Source organism: Mycobacterium sp. 1423905.2, from assembly GCF_001673155.1.
In the GTDB taxonomy this organism is placed as follows: Bacteria; Actinomycetota; Actinomycetes; order Mycobacteriales; family Mycobacteriaceae; genus Mycobacterium.
The window spans coordinates 14,117-29,590 of record NZ_LZLE01000222.1 but is presented as its reverse complement, the minus strand read 5'-3'; the positions used below and the strand labels follow the sequence as shown (position 1 = coordinate 29,590).

Below are 15,474 nucleotides of genomic sequence, written 5' to 3'. Positions count from 1 at the left end.
TCGGTAGACCCTCTGCGATGCGAATGTCGTTCTCGTGCGTCATGCCGCCCATCCCGTCGCCCAGCGTCCGCATGAAATACAGGCTGCTTTGGATGATGGGATGCACGGCCGGCGCGCCGCCGGTCTGCGCCGAGGGCAGCAGTTGAGGATGCGTTTGTGGTACGTGATAGCCCTCCATGAAGGCCGCCGTCGCCAATTTCCAGTTCACCGGCAACCGACATGACTGCCACCATTCGGTGCGCAGGTTCTCCACTTTCCACGCGTCATAGGTCGACGCGAACGGCTCCAGCCAGTCGCGCAACGACGGGGCGCCGTCGTCGAGATTGATCCAGGCGCATCCGCCCCACAGTTCGCACCGCACCGAGACAAGTTGGAGATCATCGGGCGAGAGATTCTCCTCGGCGAACACCTCCGGGCGCAGGACGAACGTGCTGCGCCCGTCAATGCCCCAACACCAACCATGGAACGGGCAGACGAAGGTGCGCCGAGATCCGTTGCCTTCGACCAATTTCACGCCGCGGTGGCGGCAGGCGTTGTGGTATGCCCGCACGGTCTGGCTATCGGTGCGCACCACGATGATCGACTGGTCGAGGATCTCGTACTCGACGTAATCGCCGGTCTTGGGGATTTCCTCCAACCGGCACGCCATCTGCCACACGCGCGGCCAGAACATTTCCTTCTCCAGCGCGTAGAAGTCGGGGTCGTAGTAGCGCTGCTTGGGAATTCGATCGGGAGTCTGCACTGCCCATGGCACCGGCAGCGGTGTCCAGTCTGCGTCGGTCCGTACCGAACCCATGTCTAGGGCCATCTCGCCATCCCTCTTCGTTCGTCGCTCACACTATCCGAGACACTCGACCTTGCCAGTAACGTTCTCGGATGCGTCTCTTGTAGAGCTTTCCGTTCGGATCCCGCGGCAGCTGCGGGTCGAATTCGATTGTGCGGGGGCATTTGTAGGTCGCCAGGTTGCTGCGGCAGTACGCGATGAGCTCGGCTTCCAGATCCGGCCCGAACGCGATGTCGGGAGCCGGTTGCACGACGGCTTTGACCTCCTCGCCGAACTCGTCGTTGGGTATGCCGAATACCGCGGCATCGACCAGTTTGGGATGCATGACGAGGAGGTTTTCGACTTCTTGCGGGTAGATGTTGACCCCGCCGGACACGATCATGAAGGTCGACCGGTCGGTGAGGTATAGGTATCCGTCGGCGTCGACGTATCCCATGTCGCCCAGCGACCGCCAGCCGTGCTCGTTGTATACCGACGCCGTCTTGACCGGGTCTTTGAAGTATTCGAAGTCCGGACCGCCCTCAAAGTACAGCTCGCCGGTCTCACCGACGGGTAGCTCGCTGCCGTCATCGCCGACTACGTGGACCGTGGACATGGGTAACCCGACCGATCCGGGATGGGCCAGCCACTCTTCGGGACCGATTACGGTGCCCGCGAAACCCTCTGTGCCGCCGTAATATTCATGTATGATCGGCCCGAACCAGTCCATCATGCGGTGTTTGACGTCGACCGGACAGGGTGCGGCCGCATGAAGCACGCAGCGCAGACTGGACACGTCGTAGCGCCGCCGCACCGCTTCGGGGAGCTTGAGCATGCGGACGAACATCGTGGGCACGAACTGCGCATGTGTGACGCCATGGGTCTCGATCAGCTGCAGCACGATTTCGGCGTCGAACTTCGGCATCAGAATGCAGGTGGCCCCCACCCGGTGGGCCGCCATGGTGTAGTTGACTCCGGCCGCGTGATAGAGCGGCGCGGGGGAGAGGTACACGCTGGAGCTGTCCATGCCATAACGGTGGATCAACGCCATCTCCAGCACCGACTGGGCCCATGAACCGCTCCCGTCGGTGGGAAGGGGACGGCGGACGGCCTTGGGCCGGCCAGTGGTTCCCGAGGAGTAGAGCATTTCGGATCCGTCGCACAGTGCCGGGGCGTCGCCCGCGGCCGCCAGCGCGTCCGCATAGGACATCCAGCCGGGCAGGGCGCCGACCACGATGCGTACCTTGACGCCGGTGTTGACGTTGCGGATGTGTGCGGCGAGGTCGGGCATCGACTCGTCCACGAATACCGCCTTGGCGTCCGAATCGTCGATCACGTAGGCAACTTCGTCGGCGGTGAAGTGCGTGTTGACGGCGGTGTAGTACAGCCCGGAAAGTTGACATCCCCAAGTGACTTCGAGGAATTCCGGTCGATTGGGGAGCACCAGGGCCACGCCGTCGCCGCGCCGCAGTCCAGCGTCGTGCAGCAGCGCGGCTACGCGCTGGCTCCTGGCATACAGTTCGCCGAATGTCGTGGTGGCGCCGTCGGACATGACGACGGCGAGCGACGCCGGTGCCGTGTTCGCGTGATCGGCTATGTTCACCACCGGACTCCGGCTCGCAGACTCACGTGTTCGCGGCGCCGTCGCTCGATGCGGCCGCGGCGGCTTGCCGGCGTGCTTGCTCGGACGGCAGCACCTTGTCCTTGAATACCTGCTGGATCAACTCCTGAACGTCCTTGCTGATCGAAGCCAGGGCGACAAGGTCGTTCGAGCTTTGCCAGTGCACCCGCATACCCATCAGTTCCCACGCCCGCTTCAGGTTGGCCTTGGTCGCCAGCAGCGTCGTCATCGGCGCCTGGGCGATATGACGGGCGATGGCGTCGACGCGGGCGTCCAACTCGTCGCGAGGGACCACCTCGTTGACCAGGCCCACCTCGAGCGCTTTCTTGGCGTCGATCACCTCAGCCAAGAACAGGTAGTACGCGGCGCGTCGCCAGTTCATGAAAACCCAGGGCTCGATCGAGCATTCGCCAGACGGCATCCCGAATCCCTGCAACGGCGGGTAGGAGAAGTAAGCGTCTTCGGAGGCGATGACGATGTCGGTGGTCAGGCCCATGTGCGTACCGCCCCCGACGCAATAGCCGTGCACCTGCGCGATGGTGGGCTTGGAGAACTCCCACAGGTTCAGCGTCGGCTTGACGAACAGATCGCTCTGCGGTTTCCAAGGGTGACCCATCTTCATGGCGCCTTCGACGAACGCCGGATAGTCAACCGCGTTGTTGCCAATGGCATGCCCAGAACAGAAGCCCTTGCCGTTGGCCTTGAGCACCAGCACTTTGATGTCGTAGTCGCGGTCCGCATCCAGCAGCGCGGCGTCGACCTCTTCGGCCAATTTCTGATCCTGCGCGTTGGCCTTCTCCGGCCAGTTGAGGGTGATCTTGGCGATGGGACCTTCTTTTTGATAGATGATTCTCTCGCGGGTCTCATTGAGGTCCATGTGTCCAACCTTTCGTATTAGGAAGTGATGACGCCTATTTCGGCGCCGATGTCGTAAGTGGTTCCGATCTGGCCCGTCCAGTGCACGGTGCCCGAAGCGCCCGCCTCGATTTCTTGTTCCACTTTCTCGGTGGCGATCACATAGATCGGCGTGCCCTCTTCCACGTGCTCGCCCGCGGCGACCAATAGGTCGGTGAGTTCAGCCTCCGATACCGCAACGGAGACCCGCGGGATGCGAATGACGAACTCAGCCACGCACATCCGCTTTCTGCAGAGTGCGCTGGGCGGCGGCGACGATGCGCGCGGGGGAGGGGAACACCTGCGCCTCGAGCGCCGGGGCGGCGGGGTTGGGGACGAACCTGGCGCCCACCCGTTCGACCGGCGCGGCGAGCTCACCGAACAGTTCGGATTGCACGATGGCGGCGATCTCGGCACCTGGCCCGCCGAATTGGACCGCGTCGTGGACGATCACTGCTCTCCGGGTGCGGCGCGCAGATTCCACGACCGTCTCCACATCCAGCGGTACCAACGTGCGGAGGTCGACGACTTCCGCGCTCACGTCCTGTTCGGCCAGGGCGGCGGCGGCCGCCAACGCGTCGTGCACGCTACGGCCATAACTGATCAGGCTGACGTCGGTTCCGGGCCGCTTGATGTCGGCCTGCCCCAAGGGAATCGAGAACCCCGGATCGACCGGCACCGGCCCCTTCTTGCTTTGCAGGCGCACGGTTTCGACGAAGAGGCACGGATCCTCGTCGAAGATGGCGGCACTGAGCAGGCCTTTGCCGTCGCGTGGGGTGGAAGGAACGATCACTTTCATTCCCGGGATGTGCATGAACCACGCTTCCAGGCTCTGGGAATGGGTGGCGCCGGTGGCCAGCCCGCCGTACACCTGGGTGCGGATGGTGATGGGCGCGCTGGTCCGTCCCGCGGTCATGAACCGGAGCTTGGCGGCGTTGTTGATCAGTTGGTCGGCGGCTATACCGATGAAGTCCATGATCATGATCTCGGCGACCGGCAGGAGGCCGTCGATCGCGGCACCGATCGCCGCGCCGACGATGGCGGCCTCGGAGATTGGGGTGTCCAACACACGGTCGTGGCCGTATTTTGTCGACAATCCGGCGGTGGGTCCGGAAGCGCCCGGGTCGGCGATGTCCTCGCCGATCAGAAACACTCGGTCGTCGGCTTGCAGTGCCTGATCGAGCGCGAGGTTCAGTGCCTCACGCATCGTCATTTCTTTTTCGTCCATCAGTGCGGTTTCCTCACACGGGGAACTTGATCGCGGTCGCGTATACGTCTTGTTCGAGTTCGTCATCCGACGGTGCCGGGGCGCTCATCACGGTTGCCAGCGCCGCTTCGACCGTGTCGAGAGCTTGCTGTTCGATCCGGTCTAGTTCGTCGTCGCCGCAGATGCCGGCTTCGGCGAGGTGGGTGCGGAACCGCGGCACCGGGTCGGCCGCCAGGGCCGCGTTCAGTTGATCCTTCGGTATGTAGGGCATCCGGTCGCCGAAGTAATGGCCCCGGAAGCGAAACGTCACGCACTCCAGCAACGTCGGACCGCCGCCGCCGCGCGCTCGGTCCAGTGCCTCGTCCAGTGCCGACTTGACCGCCAGCGGGTCATTGCCGTCGACGCGGACACCCGGCATGCCATAGCCGGCGGCGCGCTCGGCCACGTGCTCGAGTTTCATCGTGTCGGCAGTCGGCGTCATCTCGGCGTACAGATTGTTCTGGCACACGAATACCACCGGCAGGTCCCACAGTGCGGCCATGTTCGCCGCCTCATGGAATGAGCCGGTGTTGGTGGCCCCGTCCCCGAAGCTGACCACCGTCACCCGGTCGAGTCCCTTGCGCTTGCCCGCCATCGCCAGCCCGACGGCCACCGGGGGTCCTGCTCCGACGATGCCGGTCGAAAGCATGACTCCGGCATCGGGTTTGGCGATGTGCATGGTGCCGCCCTTGCCGCGGGCGGCGCCGACCGTGCGGCCCATCATTTCGCCGTAGATCTCTTCCAGCGGCACCCCTTTACCGATGAGGTCATGCAACCCCCGATAGGTGGTCACCAACTGGTCGTCGGACCGCAACGCCACTCCCATGGCGGCGGCGATCGCTTCCTGGCCGCGCGACGGCCAGTAGACGCACATGAACTCTCCGGTACTGATGCCCTTGGACAGCCGGTCGTCGGCCGCCTTCATCAAGGTCATCAGCTCATAGAGGCGGCGCTCAGTCTGCGGGGACTGGCCGTTCGCGTCGTTCACTCGTGCCTCCCAGTTCGATTGCCCGCCAACCACCTTCGCGTCTGCTCCTATCCGCCGGACCAGGGCTTGACTTTGAGGAATCCGCCGGCATCCACCCGCAACTGCTGGCCGGTGATGTAGCGGGCCGCATCCGAGGCGAGGAACAGCACGGCTTCGCTGATGTCCTCGGGTTCTACGTAGGGCACCGGCATGGCTTGCACCAAGGGGAAAATCGGTTCGGCGTCTTCGCGGGTGGGGTTGGCCAGATCGGGACGGAAGGCCCGGTACATCGGCGCGCTGTGCAGCATGTCGGTGTTGACGTTGGTCGGGTGCACCGCGTTCATCCGGATGGAGAAGGACGCGAGCGAGCGGGCGAAGTCGTTGACATAGTGCGCGGCAGCGATTTTCGCGAAAGCGTAGCCGGCTCCGCCCGGGCCGCCGTCGATGCCGGTGGTGTTCATTGACGACATGAACGCCGCGTTGGACCCGATGACGATGATCGACGCGCCCGCTTGCAGGTGCTTGAGACTGGTGTGCACCAGATTGAGCACTCCGACCAGGTCCACGTCCACCGCGTCGGCGAAGGCTTGCGGTGGGAGCCCGGCGGTCAGCGGGCAGATGCCGGCGTTCGCGACCACGATATCCAGATGGCCGAACTCGGCGACACCGTCGTCGATGGCGGCGGCCAAGGCGGCCCGATCCCGCACATCGGCGATCGCGGTGAAGATACGCTGGCCCTCTTTCTCGACCAGGCGTGCGGTTTCTTCGAGGTCTTCCGGGCGGGCCAGTGGGTATTCGTTGGTTTCGATGTCTGCGCAGAGATCAACCGCGATGATGTCGGCGCCCTCGGCAGCCAGCAGTCTCGCGTGCGAGCGCCCCTGCCCTCGCGCCGCCCCGCTGATGACGGCGACCTTGCCAGCCACCCTGCCCTTTTCCAGGCCCATCGCAGCCCCCTAGTCCCGTACCGATTTCGGCCAGCCCCGTAGCGACGCAACGTTCTTCATGGCGTTCTTCATGGCGTGTTCATGGTGTCGTTGATGCTCCACGCGTCGGTCGGCGCCGGGCAGATCGGACCAGTGGTCGGCTCCATCGCATCTCTTCCACGAATCACTGCGCATGGCTGCAGCCGGGGTATCGACATCCCCTAGACTAGCTAGAATATCTAAAATAGCAAGATTGGTGTCGGCGTCCGAGGAGGGTGGCCATGTCAGGAGTGCTCAGCGGCGTCCGCGTGATCGAATTGGCGTCGTGGACGTACGTTCCGTCCGCCGGTGTCGCGCTGTCGGATTGGGGTGCCGACGTCATCAAGGTCGAAGGAGTCGCCTCCGGTGACCCGGGCCGGGCGTTGGTGGTGGGCGGATTCACCCGGGAGGCGGCCCGCGTCGACGCCGACTTCATCCTGGAACTGGGCAACCGCGGCAAGCGCAGCATCGCCATCGATATCAAAACCGACACCGGCCGGGAACTGTTCGGACGGCTGCTGGCCTCCGCCGACGTTTTCCTCACCAACTGGCTTCCGGGCGCGCTGGAACGAGCACGGCTGACGGTGGCCGACATTCGGGCGTTCAACCCCAACATCATCATCGCCCGAGGTACTGGGCTCGGGGTCCGTGGACCGGACCGCAACCGCGGCGGCTTCGACGCCGCCACCTACCTGGCGCGCGGCGGGGTGGCCTACACGTTGACGCCGTTCGGTACCGAGAATCCTGCGGTCCAGGGTCCCGCGTTCGGCGACCTGCAGGGCGGCGCGACGCTGGCCGGCGGGGTTTGTGCCGCCTTGTTCCATCGGGAACGCACGGGCGAACCGAGCATCGTCGACTCGTCGTTGCTTGCCCAGGCGATGTGGGCCATCGCGCCGTCCATCTCTGCCGCCGACTTCTTCAACATTGACGGTATCCCGGGGGCACCGCCCGGCCTAGCCATCAATCCGTTGGTGAACCGGTATAAGACCAAGGACAACAGGTGGATTCAGCTGGTGTTCTTGCAACCGGACAAATTCTGGGTGGGCTTCTGTCAGCGGATGGGACTCCCCGAACTGGCCACCGATGAGCGGTTCGTCCCGTCGAGCAACTTGATTGCAAACGCGGCCGAAGCGACAGAGATCTTCGCCAATGCCTTTGCGACTCATGACCTTGCGCACTGGCGAAAGGTCTTGGAGGACGAGCCCGGTGTGTGGGGGGCGCTCGCCACGCCGCGCGAGACCCTCAACGACCCGCAAGTGGAGCCGAACGGGTATGTCATCACCAATGTCGATGACCACGGTGAGCAATATCGGCTCGTGGCAGCTCCCGTGCAATTCAACGAAACCCCGCCAGCTCCGTCCCGTGCTCCCGAGCACGGCCAGCACACCGAAGAGATCCTGCTCGAGCTCGAGGTCGATTGGGACGACATCGAACGCGCGAAAGACGCCCGAGCAATCATGTGAATCCCAAGTGCGGCGTGCGACGAATACACCAGACGCGCACTGCCCGGCCGATTTTCGAGGTACCAACACGGTCACGGGCTCGTATCGATAGCGGCGCCAGTATGGCACTGGCGCAACTTTGCACAAATCATGGCACAGGGACGCCACCGGGCTTAAGTCGGCGCGTCCGTAGTTGCTTGGTAGGAGGTATCACAGTATGACGGCGAATTGGGTGACTACCCAGGTTTCGTGCGGCCCCAATTCCGGTCGCATCCTGGACACCGCGCGGGGCATTCTGATCGGTTTACGTCGCTGCTCATCGGAGTCTGCCTTCGAGGAATTGTTCAACGCGGCACAACGGCACAACGTGCCGGTGTTCGCAATGGCTTGGGCGCTGGTCCACTTGGCGGGCGGCTCGGGCCGGCATACGCCCAGCTTCATGGAGGCCCAATCCGCGGCGCGTCGCGAGTGGGGACAACTGTTCACCCGCACCGCCGTGCCTGCCTGCTGAGCGAGTTCCCCGCCCTAGCGCGTCCACACCGGTGAGTCGGCGGCGACGCGCAGCGCCGCGACGATTTGTTGTTCTTTCTCGGCGAAGCGTTCACTCGGCGTCGGGACAGATATCGCGATCACGTTGTCACCGACCCCGCGCCGCGCGATGGCGGCAGCGGAGATACCGGGCGTGTGCTCGTCGCGGTCGAATGCTATTCCGGTAGAACGGATTTCAATCAGCTGGCTGCGTAGCGCGTCGCCTGCCGCGGGTTCCAGACGGGATAGCAGCACCTCGGCCTCGGCGCTGTCTAAAGCCGCCACTGCGGCCTTGCCGTTGGCGGTACCGTTTACCGGAAACCGAACGCCCACCGCAGAAACCGCGCGCAGGCGGTGAGAAGATTCGACCTGGTCGACGAACAACATGCGCTGACCGCGTAATACGGACAGGTCGACGGTCTCACCGCCAGTCGCCGTGGCCACTCGCTCGATAACCGGCCGGAACAAGGCGGCGATGTGTGCGCCGGTGGCGCTGCCCCCCAGACCGAGCAGTCGTTCGCCCAAGGCATACCTGCCGGACGCGTCGACGCTTACCAAGCCCACCTCGGTGAGGCCGACCAGCAACCGCCGAGCGGTGGACTTCGCCAACCCTAGGCGCTCGCCCAGGTCGACGAGACGAAGATGACCAGGCTCAACTGCGATCTCGTCCAGCGCCGCGGCGGCCCGGCGCAGCACCTGGATGCCCTCGTCGCGATTGGTCGATGATTTCTGTTCCCCCGGCGACACACGCCCACTATAGTGTTCCGCATTGCGGAACGTAAAGGGCCGCGTATCGGATCAGAGAGGCGTCCCATGAGCGCTTTACCAGCTGGTCGGCATTTCTTCCGCGGCGACGAAGGGTATGAAGCGGCGCGCCGCGCCACGGTCTGGAACCAGCGAGTGCCCGAGCGATATCCCGACCTCATCGTCCAGGCCGTCGACGCCGGCGACATCGTGACTGCCATCCGGTACGCCAATGCGCACGGCCACAACGTCAATATTCGTTCCGGCGGACATAGCTGGGCGGCCAACCACCTGCAGGACGGAGCGCTGCTGCTCGACGTCAACCGCATCAACCATGCCCGCATCGACGCCAAAAAAGGGATCGCCGTGGTGGGACCGGGCAAGGGAGGCAGCATTCTCCTCGCCGAATTGGAAGCGCAGAACCTGTTTTTCCCCGCCGGCCACTGTAAAGGCGTCTGCGTAGGAGGTTATCTGCTACAGGGCGGATACGGCTGGAACAGCCGCGTCTGGGGACTGGCTTGTGAGAACGTCATCGGGCTGGACGTCGTCACCGCCGGCGGCGAGCTAATCCACTGCGACGCCGACCATCACGCCGACCTCTACTGGGCCGCTCGCGGATCCGGGCCCGGTTTTTTCGGCGTGGTGACATCGTTTTATCTGAAACTGTTTCCCCGACCGCCTGCCTGCGGCACCAGCATCTACGTCTACCCGGTGGACTGCGCCGACGAAATCTACACGTGGGCCCGCCAAGTCAGCGCCGAAGTAGACCGGCGGGTCGAAATGCAGATCGTCGCCAGCCGAAGCGTCCCGAGCATGGGGCTGGACGGCCCAGCCATTGTCTTCGCTTCACCGGCGTTCGCCGACTCCGACGCAGAGGCCGAGGCGGCGTTGGCCATCTTCCAGACGGTGCCGGTTCTTGACCAAGCACTCGTCAAAGTGCCTTACCTGCCAACCGATATGCCGACCTGGTACGACGCGGTGATGAGCAACTATTTGTCGGATTACCGCTATACCGCGGACAACATGTGGACATCGGCATCCGCGGAAGATCTGCTCCCGGGCATTCACGACATCATCGAGACGATTCCCGATCACCCGTCGCACTTTCTCTGGCTGAACTGGGGCCCATCGCCGACCCGCCCGGACATGGCCTACAGCATCGAGGACGAGGTGTATCTCGCGCTCTACGGCGCCTGGAAGAACGCCGACGACGACGCCAGATACGGGGATTGGGCGAGGTCCAACATGGCGGCCATGTCCCATCTCGCCACGGGCATTCAGCTCGCCGACGAAAATCTGGGTCAGCGCCCGGCGCGGTTCGCCAGTGATGAAGCGATGGATCGGTTGGATCGGATTCGCGCCACCTATGACCCCGAGGGTCTGTTCAACAGTTGGATGGGGCGACTCTGATGACCGGTGCATACCTCGGTTACCGCAACGACGACGCCAATACCGGGTTTGCCAAGTTCTTCAACCCCGAAATGGCGGCGCTGCCAACACATGTCGTAGAAGCGCTGCACCACGGTCCGCAGGCCGGTGAGGTGTTGCTGGCCTATGCGGACGCCGCAACCCTCGCCGCCGAGGGTTGTCAGCAGACGGAGAACGGTTACGGACTTCTCAACGATGGCAGCATGCAGGTGTCGGTGCGCACCGACATGCCCGGGGTCACCCCAGCCATGTGGTCGTGGTGGTTCGGCTGGCACGGCAGCGACACTCGCCGATACAAGCTGTGGCACCCCAGGGCGCATTTGCGTGCCCAGTGGAAGGACGGCGACGACGGCGGCCGTCGGGGCGACGCCCGCTATGTCGGTCGCTGGTCCATGATCAGCGAGTACATCGGGTCCACAAAGCTCAGTGCCGCAATACAATTCGTGGCACCATCGACCATGGGGCTACCCGCCGACAGCGATGACGCGGTGTCCATTTGCGCTCGGCTCGGCTCGGGCGACGCACCGGTGGACGCCGGCTGGTTCGTCCACCATGTCCGGTCGACACCTAGCGGGGCCGAAATGCGCTCGCGATTCTGGATGGGTGGGCCCCATATCGCGGTGCGCAACGCCCCGAACGTGGCCTCGAAGGCGGTGCGCCCCATCGCGGCCAAAGTTCTCGGCGTCTCCGAGGCCACGGCTCGCAACTTACTGGTCCATTGCGCTCAGGAGATGAATCACCTGGCCGGTTTCCTGGCCCAGCTGTACGAGCTGTACGGCAACGAATAACCGAATCGCCGGTTGGTGCAAACGCAGTTGTGCGCTGAGCGAGGCTTCTTCAGGGCGTGGGCGGGTGACCAGCGAAGGTGACGATGAACGCTTCGACCGCCGTGGCTTGCTCGTAACCTTCGACTTCCACCCGCCACTCGTAGATGCCCGGATTCAGCGGAATGCCGCCGGGGATGTTGAGGGTCAACGGCATGCGCACGGAGGTGCCGCGAATGGCTCCGGGCAACCGCCCCGCCTCGGCCGCCGCCTCGAATGAGATCGCTTGCGGCCCTTGTGGGCCGGCTACCGTTACCGCGTCACCATCGGTGGTGAGCAATTGGCACTTGATCTTGTGAGGTGTGTTGGTTTCGTCCCAGTCGATATCGAGGAACATCACCAAGGCGAACGGGGGAGTGGGCGTTTGACATTGACGCCAACCAAGCCCGAGCGCGTGGATCTTCCCCGATTGGCCGTCGGCTTGCGCTGCGTCGGCAAGGAAGAGACTGACCTTCATCGCGCCGCCTGGCTTGCTGAGCGTGCGATCGCTGCCCTCGCCAGATCCACGTCTTGCCCCCAGCCCTGTGTGCGCAACCCCGTCCGCGAGATGATACGCCCGGGCGCGCCTCGATGACGCGGCTACTTCCCGGGTGGCAGTTCCCGCGGCCCGTAGGCAGAACGCAGCGCGCGCGGACCTTCTCGCTCCGCCAACTCGCGCTGCTCGCGGTCACCTGGACGGATAGCCATGTCGCTCAACTCATTTCCCGTAACACCGGCCAGCGATCGGTATTGCCGGCCGGTGCCGACCGGGTTATTCCTGTCGCCTCGGGCGGAGTCACCGCGCGACGAGGCGACGCGGCTACTACGGCGCAAGCCGGGGTCGTCGGCGCCAGCCTCGGACGGCCCCTGCCCCACGTCCGTCGAGCTCTCGGCATTGACCGAGACCTTATGGGTGCGTTTGAACGAGAAGGTGATTTCCTCGACCTCTTCGAACACCTGCCGCGCACTGCGTAGTGGCGCGGTGGTGTGGTCGATCACCCGCGCGACGAACGGCGGCACCAGCGGGCGGACCCACCTCGCGGCGGCCTTGGTCGCGCCGGGAAGCGACGGAATCAGCGGCACGCCGCGCTCGTGGTGGCGTTCGGCCGGCGGGTGGTCCGGCTCCGCCGGCGCCGGCAGGTTCTCGGCCTCGTCACTAGATTCGCTGTACGAGCTTTCCGGCGGTGGGGCAGGCAGGGCGGTGAGGGCGCGGCTGGCCGCCTCCGCCTCCGCGGCGATCGGCAAGTACACGTCCTCGGGCGCCGGCTCGGCGACGGGACGTTCCAGGGACGCGGTCACCGGTGCCTCGAGCGCCTCTGCGACTCGACGGCGTTGCTGCTCTCGGTCTATCTCGGCCTGCGCCGCGATAGCCAAACGGGTCTGCGCCAGATGGTGCTCGGCCCACATGATCTCGGCGTCGCGGCGCACCTGCGCCCGCTTCATCGCGACCGCGGTGTCGGCGTCGAGTTCGGCACGGTCGCGGTCGGCACGAGCCGACGAATGCCGGTCGTGGGTCGTCTCGCCCCGCCATAGCCGCACGATCATCGGCAGCAGGAACAGCAACGCGAAGAAGGCGATGGTCACCAGCCGCAGCACGAGAGACCCGGGTCCGGCCAACGTCAATTCGTTCATCGCGACCCAGCGGGCGCCCAACCCGTGGCGCGCACCGCCCACCGCGGCGGCACGGGCGTCGGCGAGCAAACGCTCGTCACTGGCGATGGTGGCGTCCAGCTCGGGAGCCTGGCGGTCCCGAGCCGCGAGCGCGTTGTCCAGGTCGCGTTGCGCATCGCCGAGAAGTTCATTGGCCGTGCGCGTTTCGGGCCCGGGCCCCGGAATCCCGGTGATGCGGGTCTGCGGGCAGGCCGGAGTCGGATGGTATTCGCAGCGCGCGACAACCAGAGCCTTGTCCAAGTTTCCACGCGCCTGGTCGACCGCCGTGTCGAGCGAAGCCCGGGCGGCGCGTGCTCGTTGCAGCGCGTCCGAGGCCTGGGCCACAGCGGGTGTCGACTGGGCGTTGCGCAGGGCATCTTGTTCCATCGAGTGGTCGATCGAGCCGGAGAAAAGCACCAGCGCGGCGATGTCACCGACGATGACACCGACCGCGACGGCGACCAGGCCGCGCGCGGCGACGTTCGGCCAACGCTGGGCGGGCCCGCTGATGGTGGAACGGGTGACCGCACCGACGAGCAAACCGAAGAGCAAAGTCGACGCGACGACGGCCCACGCGGGCCAGCTTGTCGACGCGCTCACGGCCAGGGCCGCGACCAGCCAGGCCAGGAGTGCACCGAGGGCCACCAGCGCGCCGGCGACGGCGTGGGTCGAGCGTTCGTGACGCTCGCCGAGTTCGGCCGGATGTCCGCCGCCGAGCCAGGTAAGCGGGCTCCCGAGTCGCGCTCCGCGGCCGCGATGATCAGGAATTTTGTGGGCGCACATGAAACTCTCTACACCTCCAAGTGCTCCAGCCTGGCAGGCCGTCACCTCACATACCGAATCCAACGGCGCTGATGTGGCGTTGTTCACACCGGGGCGCGGGTATTGATCCGTCGCGCGGCGACCGCTCGCAGCGCCGGGTGAGACGTCGATTTTCTCACGACGCGACGCGATGAGCGGGTTGAACGACAGCGGACGTGAGACGGTATAAGCCTATGCAAAACCAAGACTTCCTCACCTACGAAGAGTTCGGCCGCCGATTCTTCGAGGTCGCCGTCACCGCGGATCGGGTCGCCGCCGCGTTGGCGGAAATCGCGGGCAACGAGTTCGAGATGGAACCGATCGCCCAAGGTCCAGGAGGAATCGCCCGGGTCAGTGCGAAGGTCAAAATCCAGGAACCGCGGGTCACCCGGAAGTTGGGTGATCTCATCACCTTTTCTATCCATATCCCTTTGTCCATCGACCTGCTGCTCGATCTGCGGCTCGACAAGCAGCGGTTTTCGGTCACCGGAGACATCGCGCTACGCGCCACCGCGCGCGCCGCCGACCCCCTGCTGTTGATCGTCGACGTCTCCAAGCCACGCCCCTCCGACATCACGGTCAATGTGTCGTCCAGGTCGATCCGGGGCGAGGTGTTGCGGATTCTGGCCGGTGTCGACGGGGAGATCCGGCGCTTCATCGCCCAGTACGTCATCGACGAGATCGATTCCCCGCAATCGCAGGCGGCTCAGATCATCGATGTGGCCGAGCAGTTGGAATCGGTGTGGCCGTAGCCACTCGGAAGCGGCTGCAACCTCGCCGGGTTTACCGGATCACGACGTCCGGGTATGTAGGGAGCTTGGACCGCGATCAAGGGAATCGCAGGAGGAGCGGATACAACCATGGCACGGGTGGATGTTTCGACAACGTCGGACTTGGAACCGGAGGCCGCCTGGAAGCTCGCCTCTGACCTGCGTCGGTTCGACGAGTGGATGACGATCTTCAACGGGTGGCGCGGCGAGGTCCCGTCGACCATCGAGGAGGGCACCTGCGTCGCCTCCTGCATCAAGGTGAAGGGTTTCCGCAACATCGTGCACTGGAAAGTGACGCACTACGACGAGCCCAACGCCATCGCGTTACAGGGACGCGGCCGAGGCGGCATCAAGATCGGCGTGGCTATGGACGTCAAGCCGGAAAAATCCGGCTCGACCTTTCATCTCACCGCCGATTTGAGTGGCGGTGTGCTCAGCGGCCCGGTCGGTTCGCTGGTTGCGCGCGTGCTCAAGTCAGACGTGAACAACTCGGTGCAGAATCTGGCGGCGCTTCGCTAGCCGGAACGCAGGCCCCAACGCGACCGGCGGGGCAGCCGCTGGCGCTCGGCCTCGCGAATTCGCCTGCGGTCCATACTCAGCCACGACAGCCCGGCGCTGAAGGCGAGCATTGACCCGATGCCGGTGGCCAGCCCGACGCCGACCTGCCCCAAAGCGAACGTCACCACGCAGACAACGAACGCCAACCCGGCGCCGGCGACCACCAACAAACCGGGCGAACGCTGCAACTCATCGGTGGATTGGTCAGGTGAAGATCCGGAACGGCTGCGATCACGCAATTCGGGCATCGCATCGAATTACCCGAAAACCCGCTTGCACAAACGGTTTCCGGTGTTA

Annotated in this window: 17 protein-coding genes; 6 read left to right on the top strand and 11 right to left on the bottom strand. The window is 64.8% G+C overall.

Annotation, left to right across the window (positions count from 1 at the left end):
* From A9W95_RS13685 to A9W95_RS13655, 7 genes are all read right to left on the bottom strand, one after another.
* Nucleotides 1-808: aromatic ring-hydroxylating dioxygenase subunit alpha (locus A9W95_RS13685; RefSeq protein ID WP_253851651.1), on the bottom strand; the 808-nt coding region annotated here is incomplete at its 3' end.
* A gap of 25 nt (nt 809-833) precedes the next feature.
* On the bottom strand, nt 834-2,366 hold the full coding sequence (locus A9W95_RS13680; RefSeq protein ID WP_067413368.1) for an acyl-CoA synthetase: 1,533 nt from the start codon (nt 2,364-2,366) through the stop codon (nt 834-836).
* Between the two features lie 22 nt (nt 2,367-2,388).
* The gene (locus A9W95_RS13675) at nt 2,389-3,261 is read right to left on the bottom strand and encodes an enoyl-CoA hydratase-related protein (protein WP_067413362.1); all 873 of its coding nucleotides are present in this window, start codon (nt 3,259-3,261) and stop codon (nt 2,389-2,391) included.
* A gap of 17 nt (nt 3,262-3,278) precedes the next feature.
* Nucleotides 3,279-3,515, bottom strand: a complete 237-nt coding sequence (locus A9W95_RS13670) for a biotin/lipoyl-containing protein (RefSeq protein WP_067413392.1) — start codon at nt 3,513-3,515, stop codon at nt 3,279-3,281.
* On the bottom strand, nt 3,508-4,506 hold the full coding sequence (locus A9W95_RS13665) for an alpha-ketoacid dehydrogenase subunit beta (protein WP_067413360.1): 999 nt from the start codon (nt 4,504-4,506) through the stop codon (nt 3,508-3,510). Before A9W95_RS13665 ends, A9W95_RS13670 begins: the two co-directional genes overlap by 8 nt.
* A gap of 13 nt (nt 4,507-4,519) precedes the next feature.
* Nucleotides 4,520-5,458 (bottom strand): thiamine pyrophosphate-dependent dehydrogenase E1 component subunit alpha, encoded by a 939-nt coding sequence (locus A9W95_RS13660; protein ID WP_067413389.1) that lies wholly within the window; start codon nt 5,456-5,458, stop codon nt 4,520-4,522.
* A gap of 101 nt (nt 5,459-5,559) precedes the next feature.
* Complete coding sequence (locus A9W95_RS13655; RefSeq protein WP_067413357.1) at nt 5,560-6,435, bottom strand: mycofactocin-coupled SDR family oxidoreductase; 876 nt, start codon at nt 6,433-6,435, stop codon at nt 5,560-5,562.
* A gap of 260 nt (nt 6,436-6,695) precedes the next feature.
* Here A9W95_RS13655 and A9W95_RS13650 point away from each other — a divergent pair, with 260 nt between their 5' ends.
* Nucleotides 6,696-7,916, top strand: a complete 1,221-nt coding sequence (locus A9W95_RS13650) for a CaiB/BaiF CoA-transferase family protein (RefSeq protein WP_067413386.1) — start codon at nt 6,696-6,698, stop codon at nt 7,914-7,916.
* A gap of 196 nt (nt 7,917-8,112) precedes the next feature.
* Complete coding sequence (locus A9W95_RS13645; protein ID WP_067413354.1) at nt 8,113-8,406, top strand: ANTAR domain-containing protein; 294 nt, start codon at nt 8,113-8,115, stop codon at nt 8,404-8,406.
* Between the two features lie 14 nt (nt 8,407-8,420).
* Here A9W95_RS13645 and A9W95_RS13640 read toward each other — a convergent pair whose 3' ends face one another.
* Nucleotides 8,421-9,170: an IclR family transcriptional regulator gene (locus A9W95_RS13640; RefSeq protein ID WP_067413352.1), complete on the bottom strand. Its 750-nt coding sequence runs from the start codon at nt 9,168-9,170 to the stop codon at nt 8,421-8,423.
* A 66-nt stretch (nt 9,171-9,236) separates the two neighbouring features.
* Between A9W95_RS13640 and A9W95_RS13635 the strand changes: the two genes are divergently transcribed.
* Together A9W95_RS13635 and A9W95_RS13630 are read left to right on the top strand one after the other, a co-directional pair.
* On the top strand, nt 9,237-10,577 hold the full coding sequence (locus A9W95_RS13635) for an FAD-binding oxidoreductase (RefSeq protein WP_067413349.1): 1,341 nt from the start codon (nt 9,237-9,239) through the stop codon (nt 10,575-10,577).
* Nucleotides 10,577-11,383 (top strand): DAPG hydrolase family protein, encoded by an 807-nt coding sequence (locus A9W95_RS13630; RefSeq protein ID WP_371328066.1) that lies wholly within the window; start codon nt 10,577-10,579, stop codon nt 11,381-11,383. The genes A9W95_RS13635 and A9W95_RS13630 overlap by 1 nt, the downstream gene beginning before the upstream one ends.
* A gap of 49 nt (nt 11,384-11,432) precedes the next feature.
* On the opposite strand, the gene A9W95_RS13625 is transcribed toward A9W95_RS13630, so the two are convergent.
* Nucleotides 11,433-11,876, bottom strand: coding sequence for a hypothetical protein (locus A9W95_RS13625; protein ID WP_067413346.1), 444 nt, complete (start codon nt 11,874-11,876; stop codon nt 11,433-11,435).
* A 122-nt stretch (nt 11,877-11,998) separates the two neighbouring features.
* Nucleotides 11,999-13,831, bottom strand: a complete 1,833-nt coding sequence (locus A9W95_RS13620) for a DUF4407 domain-containing protein (RefSeq protein ID WP_067413343.1) — start codon at nt 13,829-13,831, stop codon at nt 11,999-12,001.
* Nucleotides 13,832-14,043: 212 nt separating this feature from the next.
* Here A9W95_RS13620 and A9W95_RS13615 point away from each other — a divergent pair, with 212 nt between their 5' ends.
* Both A9W95_RS13615 and A9W95_RS13610 read left to right on the top strand, forming a co-directional pair.
* Entirely contained in the window at nt 14,044-14,601 is a 558-nt protein-coding gene (locus A9W95_RS13615) for a hypothetical protein (RefSeq protein ID WP_067413340.1), read from the top strand.
* Between the two features lie 108 nt (nt 14,602-14,709).
* Entirely contained in the window at nt 14,710-15,138 is a 429-nt protein-coding gene (locus A9W95_RS13610) for an SRPBCC family protein (RefSeq protein WP_067413337.1), read from the top strand.
* Here the strand turns inward: A9W95_RS13610 and A9W95_RS13605 are convergent.
* Complete coding sequence (locus tag A9W95_RS13605) at nt 15,135-15,425, bottom strand: LapA family protein (RefSeq protein ID WP_253851650.1); 291 nt, start codon at nt 15,423-15,425, stop codon at nt 15,135-15,137. The two genes, A9W95_RS13610 and A9W95_RS13605, sit on opposite strands and share 4 nt — an antisense overlap.
* Nucleotides 15,426-15,474 lie beyond the last annotated feature (49 nt).